Source organism: Pseudomonas sp. REB1044 (assembly GCF_038813925.1).
Classification (GTDB): domain Bacteria; phylum Pseudomonadota; class Gammaproteobacteria; order Pseudomonadales; family Pseudomonadaceae; genus Aquipseudomonas; species Aquipseudomonas boreofloridensis.
Genome location: NZ_CP046139.1, coordinates 2,574,655 through 2,588,511 on the forward strand (window position 1 = coordinate 2,574,655; position 13,857 = coordinate 2,588,511).

The window sequence follows — 13,857 nt, forward strand, 5'->3', positions numbered from 1 at the left end:
TTAGTGATATCGAATTGCATGCGTCCGAACCGATCTAAGCAGTGCAACCAACCTAACTCAGTTCAACCCCAACTTCCCCCGCAACGTCGAAAGATCCTCAGCCAAGGTATTGACCGGCCCAATCATGGCCTTGCGATCCCGCTCAGCCACTTTGTCATAAGCCTGGAACCCACCGTCAGCCGTCTTGTACTTGGCCAGCAATCCATTGACCGTCGCAAAGTTCTTGTCAACTTTGGCGACAAACCCCTGATCCTGCGCTGCCAAATGCGTCCGGAACAGCTCGAAAATTTTCTGCGCGCCGTCGATATTGCCCTGGAAGTCGTAAAGGTCGGTATGGCTGTAGCGATCTTCCTCCCCCGAAACCTTGGTCGCCGCCACTTCTTCGAGCAGCGCCGCCGCGCCACCCACCACTTTCTCCGGCGGGAAGGTCAAGGTGGCGATACGGTTCTGCAGGTCTTTGACATCGGCGATGAGTTTATCGGCAATTGGCCCCTGGCCCTGGGTCGTATGCTGGTCGAACAGCGCATATTCCAGGCGATGAAATCCGGTGAAATCCTCGGCAGCCACGCCTTTTTCGTGATCATCCACCCGTGAGTCGATGGCCGCATCGAGGTCGCTGAACAACTCGGCGATCGGTTCGATCGTTTCGTAGTTGACGCGGGTGGTGGCATACAACGCCTGGGCCTTGGCCAGATCTCCCCGCTTCACCGCCTGGGTGAACAGCTGGGTGTCGCTGACCAGTTGATCGACTTTCTCGGTGACGTAGATCTTGTAGTCCGACACCGGCTGGACCAGGGTCAGCGGATCCACCGTGGCGGCATTGGCCAGCAGCGGGGCAACAGCGAGCAGCAGGGCGAGACGGGTGTTGTTCATGGTGTGCGTCCTGGTCCAGGTCATACGGGTTTGGAAGAGGCGGCCGCGCCGAGCAGCGAACGGCCGATGAAGTCCTGCGCGTGCGTCACGCCCGGCAGGACGAAGAAATAGCCACCGCCCACCGGCTTGATGTACTCCTCCAGCGGCTCGCCGTTGAGGCGGTTCTGCACCGTGATGAAGCCTTTCTCCAGGTCGGCCTGGTAGCAGATGAACAGCAAGCCCATGTCCAACTGACCGTTCTTGCCGACGCCCGAGGAATAGTTGAACGGGCGGCGCAGGATCAGGTTGGCCTGGCTGCCGGCATCGCGTGGGTTGGCCAAGCGAATGTGGGCGTCGAGTCGCGTCAGCTTGCCGTGTGGATCTTTCGGGTAGTTCGGTATGTCGGTTTCGCGCTGACCGTCCATGGGTGCACCACTGGTCTTCTTGCGGCCGAAGATCGATTCCTGCTCTTGCAGCGGCGTACGGTCCCAGCGCTCGACCAGGTTGCGGATGATGCGCACCACTTGATAGCTGCCATGCGCAGCCCAAGCCGGCTCCAGACCCGCACCGACCCAGACCACACGATCCATCAGGCCCGCGTCGCTGGAGTCCGGGTTGGCCGAGCCGTCACGAAAGCCCAGGAAGTTGCGTGCACTCTGTTCGGGGTCGTCGGCCTTGTGCGGTGCCTGGGGCGGCACCGAGCCTTCCTGCTTCCAGCGCACGTAGAGCAGGTCCGGCAAGGTCTTGATGATGTCGCGCAAGGCGTGGATGTTGGTGTCCGGCGAGTTGGAGCAGAACTGCAGGCCCAGGTCGCCGTGGCAGCGCTCGGCCTCCAGGGCGTCGTTGGGAAAGCCGCTCATACGGCTCAAACGCACCGGTTTGGCAGCGGCCAGGCCATAGCGGTCGTCGAACAGCGATTCGCCGACCGACACGGTGATGGTCAAGTTGTCGGGCGTGACCACTGGACCCAGAATGCCGGAGTCGACCGGTGGCAGCTTGGGGTCCACCTGCGGCACCGGGCCTCCGGCCATCAGGAAACGGATGCGCTGCTCCAGCGTGCGGAACAGCCGTTCGAGGTCCTCGGCGTTCTGCGCCAGCACATCGAAGGCAACGAACATGCCCGCCGTCGGGCGCGGCGTGACGATGCCCGGCTGGTGGGCACCGAGCCAGGTATTGCGTTCCTGGGTGCGGTCGCTGTGCGGGGCCTCGGTGACCTTGGCCGGGGAGGGCGCGGCCAGGGCAGTGCCGCTCAGCCCGGCGCCGGCGATGGCCACCCCGGCGGCACCCAGGCCTGCCAGTAGGCGTCGACGTTGAGGGCAGAGCGGGGCGTTGGCGGTGTCGCAGTCGGTCATTGGGGGCTCGCTTGTGTCGGCAAATCGTCCAGTCCCAGTGCGGGATTCAGGGCCGTGATGGCATTGGCCAGGTGCTGGGCGCCTTCGGCAATCTGCTGCCTTTGCGCGGGCGTTACCTGGTCGTAAGGCAAGAACTGGTCGTCGCTGCGCAGCGCCTTCAGTTGCTGGTCGAACTGGGCCATGGCGGCGTCGACGGCTGCCAGGGGGCGGAGGCGTTTCGGGCCAGCAACGGACGCAGCAGGTCGATCACCTTGCGCGCGCCTTCTAGGTTGGCCGCGAAGCCGGGCAGATCGAGGTGGCTGTAGCGTTCTTCTTCACCGCTGCTGCGGCTCTGCGCCAGGCTCTGCAGGTTGCGCACCACCGCGCCGGTGAATTGCGCTGGCGCGATGGACTGGGCCAGCAGTTGCGTCTTGAGTTCGCTCAGGTCGTGGGCCAGGGCTTGTGCGACCGGCTCCAGGCCGGCGCTGCTGCGCTGCTGGAAGAGGCCGTATTCGAGGCGGTGAAAGCCGCCGAACGCCGGGTCCTGCTCGCGCTGCTCGAAGTAGTCGGCGCGCGCGTTGATACGGTTGTCCAGCTCGCCCAGGCGCTGGCTGGCCCCTGCGATGCGCTGATAGATCAGTCGCGCCTGCGCATAGGCGGTCTGCGCCTGTTGCAGGTCGCCCGCTTGGATCGCCTGCTGCAGCGCCGCCCCCGCGCGTACTAGCGCCGAGCCCTGGCTGCTCAGGTAGACGCGGTATTCCGACAGCGGCCCGATGAAGGCGGTCAGGGTCGGGCGCGCCTGGGCAGCGGCCTCGGACGCGGCGGTCGGGGTGACGGTCAAGCTGCCGCGCGGGTTGCTCAGCAGGCCGCAGGTGATCGCGTAGCGGCCCGGCTGCAGGTTGGCGGTGATCACTTGCGACAAGCCCGGCGCGATGTTCTCGCGCTCCTCGATCACCAGCACGCCGTCGAGGATCTCCCACTCCACGGCACGCTGGGACTGGTTGACGATGCGAAAACGGTTGACGCCGGCTGCAACGCTCAGGTCGCTCGGCTCGCAGGCGTGGTCACGCAGCGTGACCAGGGTTTCCTGGCCGGCGCCAGTCGAACGCTTGGCTTGGGCTTGCTGGGCGGCGTAGTAGAACACCACGCCAGCGCCGGCCATCAGCAGCACGCTGCCGACCAGGGCCAGGCGCAGCAGGCGCGGGGAGGGGGCGTGGCGGGCGTGCCGCCTTGATCACGGCTCATGCGGGCCTTGTGCGTTCGAGGAGGAGGACGGCGCGGCCTTGACCGGCCAGAAGAACAGCAGCAGCGCACCGATCAGGTAGAGCAGATAGGCGCCCAGCGTGCTGACAGTCGGGGTGTCCTGGTAGCCAAACATGCCGGCCAGCACCGAGCCGGTCGGCCCGTCCTGCGGCAGCACAGCGCTGCTGTCGAAGACCACCGCTTGCAACGCGTTCCACACACCGGCCTCGTGCAGCGCTTGCACGGCATTGGCCAGGATGCCGGCGGCGACCACCAGGATGAACAGGCCGGTCCAGCGGAAGAACTGCGACAGGTTCAGGCGCAGGCTGCCCGAATACAGCGCCACGCCTATCAGAACCGCAGCCAACAGACCCAGCAAGGCGCCCAGGGGCGCCGCAGGGCCGCTGCTCTGCTGGAACACGGCCAGCAGGAAGAACACCGTTTCCAGGCCTTCGCGGGCCACGGCGAAGAACACCATGCCGATCAGCGCCCAGGCCTGGTGCCGGGAGCCGGCCAGCGCGGCGTCAAGCGAGACGTGCAGGGCCTGCTTGATCGACCGCGCCACCTTACGCATCCACAGCACCATGGCACTGAGCATCACCACCGCCGCCAACCCGACCACGGCCTCGAACAGCTCCTGCTGCTTCTGCGGAAATTCGCTGCTCATCAGCTCCAGGCCGGCACCGACCAGCAGCGAAAGCGCGATGGCCAGGAATACGCCGATCCACACAGCCGGCATCCACTGGCCGCGACCTGTCTGGCGCAAGTAGCTGGCGATGATGCCGACGATCAACGCCGCTTCGATGCCCTCGCGGAGCATGATGAGGAAAGGAACGAGCATGATTCTCCCGGGATGACCGCTGGCGCGAATGGATAGGTCGCCGGCGAATCTACCTCAATGAGAATCATTAGCGCATGTGAAGAATATTTAACTTAGCAGGCGACGCGAGTGGAGTACGGATGTACTCCTCGCCGGTCGATCTTACTGCAGCCATTGCCACAACAGCAGCGTGCCGACCAGCCCCACCACCGAAACGATGGTCTGCAACACCGACCACACCCACAGCGTCTGCTTGAGCTGCAAGCCGAAGTACTCGCGCACCATCCAGAACCCGGCGTCATTGACGTGGCAGAAGAACACCGAGCCTGCGCCGATGGCCAACGCCACCAGCGAACTCTGGGTGCTCGCCAGCCCCGTCATCAGCGGCGCCAGAATACCCGCCGTGGTGGTCGTGGCGACGGTGGCCGAGCCCGTGGCCTGACGCAGGGCCACAGCGATCAGCCACGCCAACAGCACGTACGACAGGTGGGCGCCACTGGCGACCTTGCTGATGGTGTCGCTCACGCCCGCTTCGAGCAGCGTCTGTTTGAGTCCACCACCGGCCCCGATGGTCAGCAGCAACACGGCAATCGGTGCCAGGCTCTTGCGCAGCACGCCACCGACCTGATCGCGCGCCATGCCGATCGACCAGCCCAAGCAGATCACCGCCGCGATCACCGCCAACCCCAGTGCGATCAGCGGCTCGCCGAGGAACTTCAAGGTCAGTGCCAGGCTGCTCTCGGGCGCCATGGCGACTTTGGCCAAGGTGCTGCCCAGCATCAGCAGCACCGGCAGCAGGATGATCAGCAGCGACATGGCAAAGCTTGGCTTGCGCCGAGTCTGCACCTTGGCGGTGAACAACTCGCCCAGTTCCGCAGGCTCCTCGACCTGCATACGCCGTGACAGCCAGATGCCGTACAGGGGACCGGCGAGGATCACCGCCGGTACCGCGATGCACAGGCCCAGCAGCATGGTCGTGCCCAGGTCGGCGTGCAGCGCGCTGACCGCGATCAGCGGGCCGGGGTGAGGCGGCATGAGGGCGTGCAGCGTGGTCATGCCGGCCAGTGCCGGGATCGCCACCTTCAGCAGCGGTTGCCCGGACTGCCGGGCGATGACGAAGATCACGGGCACCATCAGCACCAGGCCCACTTCGAAGAACAGCGGCAGGCCGATCACCATGGCCACCACAGCCATGACCCAGGGCAGCGCTTTACCACGGGCATGGCGCAACAGCGTCGAGGCGATGCGGTCGGCGGCACCGGACTCGGCCATCAGCGCGCCGAGCATGGCGCCCAGGGCGATGATCATGCCGGCCTCGCCCAGCAGGCTGCCTGCACCCTTGGCGAACGCCTTGGCCACGGCTTCCGGCGGCAGGGCAGCGCCCAGGCCGGCGACGAAGGTGCCGATGAGGATGGAGAGAAACGGCGGCAGCTTGGTGAGACTGATCAGCACCACGATGCAGGCGATGGCAGCCCCGCAGCAGATCAGCAGACGGGTGTCGTGGGCGAGCCACGCGGCGTGTGAAAGATCCAAGGCAAACCTCTTCTTGTAATGTCTTGTTACGAGTTTCGAAAACTATAACGCAGACATTCATATAGATGACTAGCGCGGTGGGCGATTTGCGGGTCCGGTGCATGAAAGATTTTTTACAAAGCCCAGGTGCGTCAAACCTGATACAAACGCACCTGCCTTAATTCTCTTCCCAGGAATCTCAGCGATGATCGAACGTGGCGCGATGCTCCCTGATGTCACCCTTTATCAATACAGCGAAGCCGAGGGCGCATGTGCCATCGGCCCGAACGCCTTTTCGCTGCGCGAGCGCTGCGATCAGCGCAAGCTGCTGATCTTCGCGCTGCCGGGCGCGTTCACCCCGACCTGTTCGGAGCGCCATGTGCCGGGGTATGTCGCGGCCGCACCGGAACTGTTCGCCGCTGGCATCGACGAGATCCTTTGCGTCTCGGTCAACGATGCCTTCGTCATGCAGGCCTGGGGCAAGAGCCTGCAGGTGGGCACTGCCGTGCAGATGATCGCCGACGGCAATGGCCAATTCACCGAGGCCCTGGGCCTCGGCCAGGACCTGTCCGCACGGGGCATGGGCTATCGCTCGCAACGCTACGCGCTGCTGGTGGACAACGGTGTGGTCCGGCACTTGGCGGTGGAGGCGCCGGGCAAGTTCGAGGTCAGCGACGCGCAGACGCTGCTCGCCGTGGTGCGCGCCCGCGACTGAACGACGGGCCCGGCGGCGACTCCAAACTCGCAGCAACGGAGGAATCACCATGCAGCCAGAAACCGAAGGTCTCGAAGAACAAGGCCCAAGCCGTGTGCCTTTCATCAACGACCCACGCAAGCCAGCCTCGCCGGCATTGAATGACGCTGACGAGGCCGACGACGCGGACCTTGTCGAAGACGACAGCGAAGACGATCAGTATCGGTGAAGTATCCCACCACGCCGGATGGCCGCTATTTCGTGGTCAAGCGGCGTCTATGGCGCTGCAGCGACCCGGCGTTGCCTGAACCACGCCGTGCGGCCTTGGTCAGCCAGTTGATGGCGGCGCGGCGTGCGGTCAGGCGAGCCCGCCTGGCCGATGACCCTGCTGCGCTGCGCAGCGCCCGCGCCGAGGTCGACGCCGCCAAGGTGGCGCTGGGCGAGCGGGGGCCGGTGTGGTGGACCGATGGCGCTCCGGACTACAACCGCCGCAAGGTCGGCAACACCCCGTATGCCGCCTGGTACGACGAGCGATCACCGGAATGAAGTGCCCAATCCACGCTCGCTTTCCCCATCGCGCTATTGGAACCCCGAGGTAGCAGGTCGCTGAAGCTCAGCGCCACATGCGCCGCAGGATAAAAGGCCATCAACAGGTCCAGCAGTAAGATGTCCGGCACTTCAGACTCCTTTCAGATTCGCTACGGATACTTCCCCCACACGCCGATCCCAGGGGGAGTCGCATGTCACATCTGCCATGGAGCACCTTGCTCCCGTTGTCTGTAGGCGGCCCCGCCGCCGCCTCTGCTCAGCTGACCCTGCACCTGGCCGCCGACGCCGGGCGCAGTGAGCTGGAGCAGTTCATCCATCAGTGCTTCGCCGACCGCCATCAGGCCGATGTGCAGCACTACCTGCCCGAGTTGCTGGCCCTGCGCGATGCGTCCGGGCGCCTGGTCGCCGCTGCCGGGGTGCGTCCAGCCAGCAGCGGTGCACTGTTTGTCGAGCGCTACCTGGACATGCCTGTCCACCTGGCACTGGCGGATGTGCAGGGCGCCGTGGTGGAGCGCGGGCAATGGGTCGAGGTGGGCAACCTGGCCTCGGTCGACGCCGGCAGCGCCCGGCTGATGATCATCCTCATCACCTGGCTGCTGGCCGTGCGCGGGCTGCAGTGGGTGACGTTCACCGGGGCGGCGTCACTGGTCAACAGCTTCCGCCGCCTGGGGCTGCAACCCAGCGTGCTCGGCGTGGCCGATCCGCGACGCCTGGGTGAGGAACACGTCCAGTGGGGCCGCTACTACAACCAGCGGCCCAAGGTGATGGTGGGCAACATCGGCCAAGGTTTTGCCGCGCTGGCGCGCATCGGGCTATTCCAACGCCTGGGACTGCCGCAGGTGGTGGAGGAGTCCGGACATGCCGCATGAACTCGAGCGTTTCTGGCACAGGTTGAGCGTGCAAGCCCGTGACTGCCCGCACGAGGTGGCTGTGCAGGGAGCCGACGAGCGGGTCACCTGGGCGCAGTTGCGTGATGAAGTGGAGCGCCGTGCAGGCGAGCTGGAGCGTCAGGCGCCAGCCGCACTGATCCTGGCCTTGGACAACGGCCCGCAGGCGTTGCTCTGGGACTTGGCAGCGCTGTTTGCCGGCTGCCCGTGCGTTGTCATTCCAACGTTCTTCAGCCCCCAGCAGTTCGAGCATTGCGTGCAGCAGAGCGGCACCACATTGGCGTTGGTCGATGAGGTGTGGACCGCTCAGCTACTCAGCGCCGGTTTCAGCCGTACCGCTGCGTTCTGGCATCGCTCAGAACCCAAGCCGGTGACCTTGCCCGAAGGCACCGCGAAGATTACCTACACCTCCGGCAGCACCGGCCAACCCAAGGGCGTGTGCTTGAGTGCCGAGGCGATGCTGTGCGTCGCCCGGACCCTGGAAGAGGCCAGCCGCAACGCCTCGGCCCAGCGTTACCTGGCGGTGCTGCCGCTGGGGGTGTTGCTGGAGAATTTGGGCGTGTATGCCGCGCTCATGGCCGGTGCGTGCGTGCAGTTGTACCCGCAGGCGCAATTGGGCATCAGCGGCGCCACCCAGGTCGACTTCAAGCGACTGCTCGGCGCGATAGCCCTGAGCGGTGCACACAGCCTGATCCTGGTGCCGCAGTTGTTGTTGGGCCTGGTCACCGCCATCGAGCGCGGGTTGATGCCAGTGGGCGCGCTGCGGTTCGTGGCGGTGGGCGGCGCGCGGGTGTCCCAGGCGTTACTGGAGCGCGCCGAGGCGATTGGCCTGCCGGTGTATGAAGGCTATGGCCTGTCTGAGTGCGCGTCGGTGGTGGCCCTGAACAGGCCCGGCGCGTACCGCTTGGGCAGCGTCGGCAAGCCCTTGCCGCACGTGCAGGTGCGCATCGCCGAGGACGGCGAAGTGCTGGTCGCAGGTTCCACGCTGCTGGGTTATCTGGGCGAGCCGCCGCTGCACGCGTCATGGTGGGCCACCGGCGACCTCGGTTACCTGGACGCGCAGGGCTACCTGTACGTGAACGGGCGCAAGAAGCACCAGTTCATCACCAGCTTCGGACGCAACGTCAGCCCCGAGTGGGTCGAGGCCGAACTGACCCAGTGCGGCGCCCTTGCACAGGTGTTCGTGCACGGCGAGGGTTTGCCGCGCAACGTCGCCTTGCTCTGGCCGCGAGACCCTGCCAGCAGCGATGCCGATATCGAGCAGGCCGTGCGGCAGGGCAATGCGCGCCTGCCGGACTATGCCCGTGTTCATCACTGGCGCCGTCTGCCCGAGCCGCTCGACAGCCACCTGCACACCCTGACCGCCAACGGTCGCCCGCGTCGCGAGGCGATTCTGGCGCGCTACCACCGCTTGCTATCCGACATTGCGTTGTGAGGTTCGCCATGGCTTTTTTCGACACCCTGCAGTTACAGACCGCCACTCAACGCGAGGCGCTGTTCGCCGTTCCGGTCATCCGCCAGGCACTGGCTGGGCAGGCCAGCCGCCACAGCTACATCGCCTTCCTGACCCAGGCGTACTACCACGTGCGCCATACCGTACCGCTGATGATGGCGTGCGGTGCCCGGCTGCCACGGCGCCTGGAATGGTTGCGCGGCGCGGTGTGCGAGTACATCGAGGAAGAATACGGCCACGAACAGTGGATTCTCGATGACATCAAGGCCTGTGGCGGCGACTGGGAGGCTGTGCGAGACGGCCGACCGGCATTGCCCATCGAGCTGATGGTCGCCTATCTCTACGACCTCATCGCACGCGGCAATCCGGTGGGGTTGTTCGGCATGGTCAACGTGCTCGAGGGCACCAGCATCGCCTTGGCGACCCAGGCGGCCGGTACCTTGCAGCGCAGCCTGGAACTGCCCGACAGGGCATTCAGCTACCTGAGCTCGCACGGTGCCCTGGATCAGGAGCACATGGTCACCTACCGCACACTGATGAACCGTCTGGAGCAGCCCGAGGACCAGCAGGCCGTGCTCGATGCGGCCAAGGTCGTGTACCACCTCTACAGCGAAATGTTCCGCGGCCTGCCACTCAGTGAATCGCAGGGCGTACAGCATGCGCCTGCCTGACTGTGTGGTGATCCTGACCGGTGCCAGTGGCGGAATCGGCCTAGCCCTGGCCGAGCAGTTATGCGCGGCGGGGGCTCGGGTCCTGGCGGTCAGTCGACAATTGGGCGATTTGGCCGGGGTGCTCAAGCGCTACCCGCAGCACCTCACCTGGCACAGCGCCGACCTGCGCAACCCCAGCGGTCGCGACCAGGTGGTGCAACAGGCGCGAGCGCTGGGCGGTGTCAACGTGCTGATCAATGCCGCCGGGGTCAATCGCTTCGCCTTGCTCGACCAACTCGACGAACAAGCCCTGGACGAGTTGCTGGACATCAACCTCAAGGCGCCGCTGCACCTGACCCGTGCTTGCCTGCCGCTGTTGCGCGCCCAGCCCAAGGCGCTGGTGGTGAATGTCGGCTCGACCTACGGCTCGATCGGCTATCCGGGCTATGCCACCTACTGTGCCAGCAAGTTCGCCCTGCGCGGCTTCTCCGAGGCGCTGCGCCGGGAGCTGGCCGACACCTCGGTGAGCGTGCTGTACGCCGCGCCCAGGGCCACCCGTACATCGATGAACAGCAGCGCCGCCATGGCGCTCAATCATGCGCTCAAGGTCGGCATGGACGACCCCGTCGATGTCGCACGGGCCGTGCTCGACGCCGTGCAGAGCGAACGCAGCGAGCTGTACCTGGGCTGGCCGGAGAAGCTGTTCGTGCGCCTCAACAGCCTACTGCCAGGCGTCGTCGACCGTGCGCTGCGCAAGCAATTACCCATGATCCGTCGCCACGTCGACGGACACTCGAAGGCGTCGTTGAAATGAAGCGTCTGTTGCTCGCCACGCTGCTGGCGTTCTCATCCTCTACCTGGGCGCTGGACCCAGGCGGCGCGCAGCGGCTGGCCGACTTGCAGCAGCGCTGGGCGCAGATCCAGTACCAGAGCCCCAAGGAGCAGCGCAGCGAGGCCTTCGAGAAGCTGGCCGGCGACGCTGCAACCTTCGTCCGGCAGTATCCGGGCGCGGCCGAACCGCTGATCTGGAACGGCATCGTCAACAGCAGTTGGGCCGGCGCGACCGGCGGGCTGGGCGCGCTGAGCAAAGTGAAGGCGGCGCGGGCCAGCCTGGAGCAGGCCATCGCCCTGGACGCCGGGGCCTTGCAGGGCTCGGCCTATACCAGCCTGGGCACGCTCTACGACCAGGTGCCGGGCTGGCCGATCGGCTTCGGCGACAGCGACAAGGCCGAAACCTTGTTGGGCCAGGCACTGCAAATCAACCCCAACGGTATCGACAGCAACTACTTCTGGGCCGATCATCTGGTTCGGCGCAAACGCTACGACGAGGCCCGCGCTGCGCTGAACAAGGCGCTGCAGGCACCGCCACGTCCGGGGCGCGAGCTGGCCGATCAGGGGCGGCGCAGCGATATCGCCGCGTTACTCAAGACCCTCAAGGACAAACAGGACTGATCTATGCGGCTGCTGCTGGTGGAGGACGATACGGCGCTGGGCGAAGGCATCTGCGATGGCTTGCGCCAGGAGGGCTATACACTCGACTGGCTGCGCGATGGCGCCAGCGGCCTGCACGCCTTGCAGCACGAGACCTTCGACCTGGCCATTCTCGACCTGGGACTGCCGCGCCTGGATGGCATCGAGGTGCTGCGGCGGGTGAGGGCGGGCGGTGACAACCTGCCGGTGCTGGTGCTCACCGCCCGTGACGCCACCGATGACCGTATCACTGGGCTGGATGCCGGTGCCGACGACTATCTGGTCAAACCCTTCGACCTCAACGAGCTCAAGGCCCGCCTGCGCGCGTTGCTGCGCCGCAGTGCCGGGCGAGCACGGGTGCTGATCGAACACGCAGGAGTGAGCCTCGACCCGGCCACCCAGCAGGTGCACTACGAGGGCCGGCCGGTGGTGCTCACGCCCAAGGAGTACCGCCTGCTGCACGAGTTGCTGGCGCAGCCGGGCAAGGTCTTCACCCGCGAGCGGCTCACCCAGTTGCTCTACGGCTGGGACGAGGAACCGGAGAGCAACACCCTGGAAGTCAACGTCTACCAGCTACGCAAGAAGCTGTTCAACGGCTTGATCCGCACCGTGCGCGGCATCGGCTACCTGGTCGAGGGCAAGGCATGAGTTCGCTGCGCCAGCGCACACTGTGGCGGGTGATGTTGCTGCTGGTGGTCGGTACCAGCCTGTTGGCGTTGTACAACTACCATGACAGCCGCCATGAGATCACCGAGATCTACGACGCCCACCTGGCGCAGAACGCGCGGCTTCTGCAGGGCGTAATGAGCCTGCCGGTGGAGGAGGGCAGCCGGACCTCGCTGTACCAGGCCTTCAACGACGCCCTTAGCCAGGCCGGCCGGCACCGGGTGGGCCATCCCTATGAAAGCAAGCTGGCGTTCCAGGTCTGGGATGACGCCGGCACGCGCCTGGTCAATACCCCAAGTGCACCGGTGCTGACACCGCTGCCGGTGACCCCAGGCTTTTCCGAAATCGTGGTCGATGGCCAGTGCTGGCGCGGCTTTGTGCTACCGGTGCCGGCGCGTCACTGGGTGATCTGGGTCGGCGAGCGCGAGGATGTGCGCTTCGACCTGATCGACCGCATCGTGCGCCATACCTTGTTCCCGTTCCTGATCGGCAGCCTGGCCCTGGCGCTGTTGGTCTGGGCCGCCATCGGCTGGGGTCTGCAACCGCTGCAGAACATGGCCAATGTGATTCGCGCACGGCATGCGCAATCGCTGGAGCCGCTGCAACTGGTGCCGCTGCCCTCGGAGCTGGAGCCGATGCAGGCGGCGATCAACCGCTTGCTGGCGCAGATCGACGATTTGCTGCGCCGCGAACACCGCTTCATCGCCGATGCGGCCCATGAAATGCGTACGCCGCTGGCCATTCTGCGTCTTCACGCGCAGAACGCCGAAGCCGCCACCAGCGAGGCCGAACGGCAAAAAGCCCTGGGCTTCCTGATCGGTGCCGTGGATCGCCTCACGCGGGTGGTCAACCAGCTGTTGACCCTGGCGCGCCTGGAACCGCGCCTGGGCCAGCGCGTGGACACGCCGATCGACCTGGGCGAAGTGGTCACCGAGACCTTGGCCGAATTGACGCCCTGGATTCTGGAGCGTGGCCAGGAACCGTCTTTGCAACTCGATGAGGGCGATCACCTGGCCACGGTCGATGCCGGCGTGCTGGGCATCGCCTTGCAGAATCTGGTGGCCAATGCCGTGGAGCACTCGCCACCGGGCGGACGTATCTGCGTTTCGCTGCAGCAACGCGGTGGGCAGCTCGAACTCAGTGTGGAAGATGAAGGCCCGGGTATCGAAGAGGCCAGCCTGACGCGCGTGTTCGAACGGTTCTACAGCCGCAACAGCCCGAACGGGGCAGGGCTGGGACTCTCCATCGTCGCGGCCATCGTCGAGCGCCTGGGCGGTCAAGTACGCCTGGAAAACCGAGCCGAGGGCGGGCTGGCCGCCATCCTGTCGATTCCGCTGGCGAGCACAGGGGGAGCCTCATGAGCACCGTTGACGCGGATCGACTGCGGGTGTGGCAAGCGTTGTCGGAGTTCTTTCTGGACACCGATGTCGACCTCAGTTTCGACGGGGTCGTGCAGCGTCTGGCTCAGACTGGCTACACGCCTGACCAGGTGCAGAGCATCTTGTGGAACGAGGTTTATCCGGTCCTGCACAGCAATCTGCAGTCCATGGCGGGCGAGTGGGCCGGATGGACGGACGCGTTTCTCGAAGCCCACCTGGCGGTGCGCCCTTATTCGCCGGGAATGCCAGCCAGAGGACGGATCGGTGCCGAAATCTCGCGATGCTGGGACGAAGTGCTGACGCGATGGGCACGCCTGAAGACCTCTTGAAACATTTCGGAACAACTGTGTCA

General features: G+C 65.6%; 15 protein-coding genes and 1 pseudogene. 11 read left to right on the forward strand and 5 right to left on the reverse strand.

What is annotated here, in order from left to right:
- Positions 1-57: 57 nt before the first annotated feature.
- The 5 genes and pseudogenes from efeO (GKC70_RS11670) to GKC70_RS11690 all read right to left on the reverse strand — a co-directional run bounded on the left by efeO (GKC70_RS11670) (position 58) and on the right by GKC70_RS11690 (position 5,778).
- Positions 58-873: an iron uptake system protein EfeO gene (gene efeO / locus GKC70_RS11670; RefSeq protein WP_342651421.1), complete on the reverse strand. Its 816-nt coding sequence runs from the start codon at positions 871-873 to the stop codon at positions 58-60.
- A gap of 20 nt (positions 874-893) precedes the next feature.
- Positions 894-2,204, reverse strand: a complete 1,311-nt coding sequence (efeB, locus tag GKC70_RS11675; RefSeq protein ID WP_342651422.1) for an iron uptake transporter deferrochelatase/peroxidase subunit — start codon at positions 2,202-2,204, stop codon at positions 894-896.
- A pseudogene (efeO, locus tag GKC70_RS11680) lies at positions 2,201-3,345 on the reverse strand (iron uptake system protein EfeO). Before efeO (GKC70_RS11680) ends, efeB begins: the two are co-directional and overlap by 4 nt.
- A gap of 72 nt (positions 3,346-3,417) precedes the next feature.
- The gene (gene efeU, locus GKC70_RS11685) at positions 3,418-4,266 is read right to left on the reverse strand and encodes an iron uptake transporter permease EfeU (protein WP_342651423.1); all 849 of its coding nucleotides are present in this window, start codon (positions 4,264-4,266) and stop codon (positions 3,418-3,420) included.
- Between the two features lie 141 nt (positions 4,267-4,407).
- Complete coding sequence (locus GKC70_RS11690; RefSeq protein WP_039577781.1) at positions 4,408-5,778, reverse strand: gluconate:H+ symporter; 1,371 nt, start codon at positions 5,776-5,778, stop codon at positions 4,408-4,410.
- 184 nt (positions 5,779-5,962) lie between these two features.
- Between GKC70_RS11690 and GKC70_RS11695 the strand changes: the two genes are divergently transcribed.
- From GKC70_RS11695 to GKC70_RS11745, 11 genes are all read left to right on the forward strand, one after another.
- Entirely contained in the window at positions 5,963-6,472 is a 510-nt protein-coding gene (locus GKC70_RS11695; protein WP_342651424.1) for a peroxiredoxin, read from the forward strand.
- Between the two features lie 49 nt (positions 6,473-6,521).
- Complete coding sequence (locus tag GKC70_RS11700; RefSeq protein ID WP_162889530.1) at positions 6,522-6,680, forward strand: hypothetical protein; 159 nt, start codon at positions 6,522-6,524, stop codon at positions 6,678-6,680.
- Positions 6,677-6,997 carry a hypothetical protein gene (locus GKC70_RS11705; protein WP_342651425.1) on the forward strand — a complete coding sequence of 107 codons (321 nt, stop codon included), beginning with the start codon at positions 6,677-6,679 and terminating at the stop codon, positions 6,995-6,997. The genes GKC70_RS11700 and GKC70_RS11705 overlap by 4 nt, the downstream gene beginning before the upstream one ends.
- Positions 6,998-7,191: 194 nt before the next feature.
- On the forward strand, positions 7,192-7,869 hold the full coding sequence (locus GKC70_RS11710) for a thermostable hemolysin (RefSeq protein WP_342651426.1): 678 nt from the start codon (positions 7,192-7,194) through the stop codon (positions 7,867-7,869).
- Positions 7,859-9,322 carry an AMP-binding protein gene (locus tag GKC70_RS11715; protein ID WP_342651427.1) on the forward strand — a complete coding sequence of 488 codons (1,464 nt, stop codon included), beginning with the start codon at positions 7,859-7,861 and terminating at the stop codon, positions 9,320-9,322. The genes GKC70_RS11710 and GKC70_RS11715 overlap by 11 nt, the downstream gene beginning before the upstream one ends.
- Positions 9,323-9,330: 8 nt before the next feature.
- Complete coding sequence (locus tag GKC70_RS11720; protein ID WP_342651428.1) at positions 9,331-10,011, forward strand: iron-containing redox enzyme family protein; 681 nt, start codon at positions 9,331-9,333, stop codon at positions 10,009-10,011.
- Positions 9,998-10,804: an SDR family oxidoreductase gene (locus tag GKC70_RS11725; protein ID WP_342651429.1), complete on the forward strand. Its 807-nt coding sequence runs from the start codon at positions 9,998-10,000 to the stop codon at positions 10,802-10,804. The genes GKC70_RS11720 and GKC70_RS11725 overlap by 14 nt, the downstream gene beginning before the upstream one ends.
- Entirely contained in the window at positions 10,801-11,442 is a 642-nt protein-coding gene (locus tag GKC70_RS11730) for a tetratricopeptide repeat protein (RefSeq protein WP_342651430.1), read from the forward strand. The genes GKC70_RS11725 and GKC70_RS11730 overlap by 4 nt, the downstream gene beginning before the upstream one ends.
- A 3-nt stretch (positions 11,443-11,445) precedes the next feature.
- A complete protein-coding gene (locus GKC70_RS11735; protein ID WP_039577803.1) occupies positions 11,446-12,108 on the forward strand; it encodes a response regulator in 663 nt (220 codons plus the stop codon).
- A complete protein-coding gene (locus GKC70_RS11740) occupies positions 12,105-13,487 on the forward strand; it encodes an ATP-binding protein (RefSeq protein ID WP_342651431.1) in 1,383 nt (460 codons plus the stop codon). The genes GKC70_RS11735 and GKC70_RS11740 overlap by 4 nt, the downstream gene beginning before the upstream one ends.
- A complete protein-coding gene (locus tag GKC70_RS11745; RefSeq protein ID WP_342651432.1) occupies positions 13,484-13,834 on the forward strand; it encodes a hypothetical protein in 351 nt (116 codons plus the stop codon). Before GKC70_RS11740 ends, GKC70_RS11745 begins: the two co-directional genes overlap by 4 nt.
- The last annotated feature ends 23 nt before the right edge of the window (positions 13,835-13,857 follow it).

Excerpts from the sequence above, each read along its gene's own strand:
- GKC70_RS11710 (WP_342651426.1), top strand. The coding sequence starts at position 7,192 with ATGTCACATCTGCCATGGAGCACCTTGCTCCCGTTGTCTGTAGGCGGC.
- GKC70_RS11740 (WP_342651431.1), top strand. The coding sequence starts at position 12,105 with ATGAGTTCGCTGCGCCAGCGCACACTGTGGCGGGTGATGTTGCTGCTG.
- GKC70_RS11735 (WP_039577803.1), top strand. The coding sequence starts at position 11,446 with ATGCGGCTGCTGCTGGTGGAGGACGATACGGCGCTGGGCGAAGGCATC.
- GKC70_RS11715 (WP_342651427.1), top strand. The coding sequence starts at position 7,859 with ATGCCGCATGAACTCGAGCGTTTCTGGCACAGGTTGAGCGTGCAAGCC.
- GKC70_RS11725 (WP_342651429.1), top strand. The coding sequence starts at position 9,998 with ATGCGCCTGCCTGACTGTGTGGTGATCCTGACCGGTGCCAGTGGCGGA.
- GKC70_RS11720 (WP_342651428.1), top strand. The coding sequence starts at position 9,331 with ATGGCTTTTTTCGACACCCTGCAGTTACAGACCGCCACTCAACGCGAG.
- GKC70_RS11745 (WP_342651432.1), top strand. The coding sequence starts at position 13,484 with ATGAGCACCGTTGACGCGGATCGACTGCGGGTGTGGCAAGCGTTGTCG.
- efeB (WP_342651422.1), bottom strand. The coding sequence starts at position 2,204 with ATGACCGACTGCGACACCGCCAACGCCCCGCTCTGCCCTCAACGTCGA.
- GKC70_RS11730 (WP_342651430.1), top strand. The coding sequence starts at position 10,801 with ATGAAGCGTCTGTTGCTCGCCACGCTGCTGGCGTTCTCATCCTCTACC.
- GKC70_RS11700 (WP_162889530.1), top strand. The coding sequence starts at position 6,522 with ATGCAGCCAGAAACCGAAGGTCTCGAAGAACAAGGCCCAAGCCGTGTG.
- efeO (WP_342651421.1), bottom strand. The coding sequence starts at position 873 with ATGAACAACACCCGTCTCGCCCTGCTGCTCGCTGTTGCCCCGCTGCTG.
- GKC70_RS11695 (WP_342651424.1), top strand. The coding sequence starts at position 5,963 with ATGATCGAACGTGGCGCGATGCTCCCTGATGTCACCCTTTATCAATAC.
- efeU (WP_342651423.1), bottom strand. The coding sequence starts at position 4,266 with ATGCTCGTTCCTTTCCTCATCATGCTCCGCGAGGGCATCGAAGCGGCG.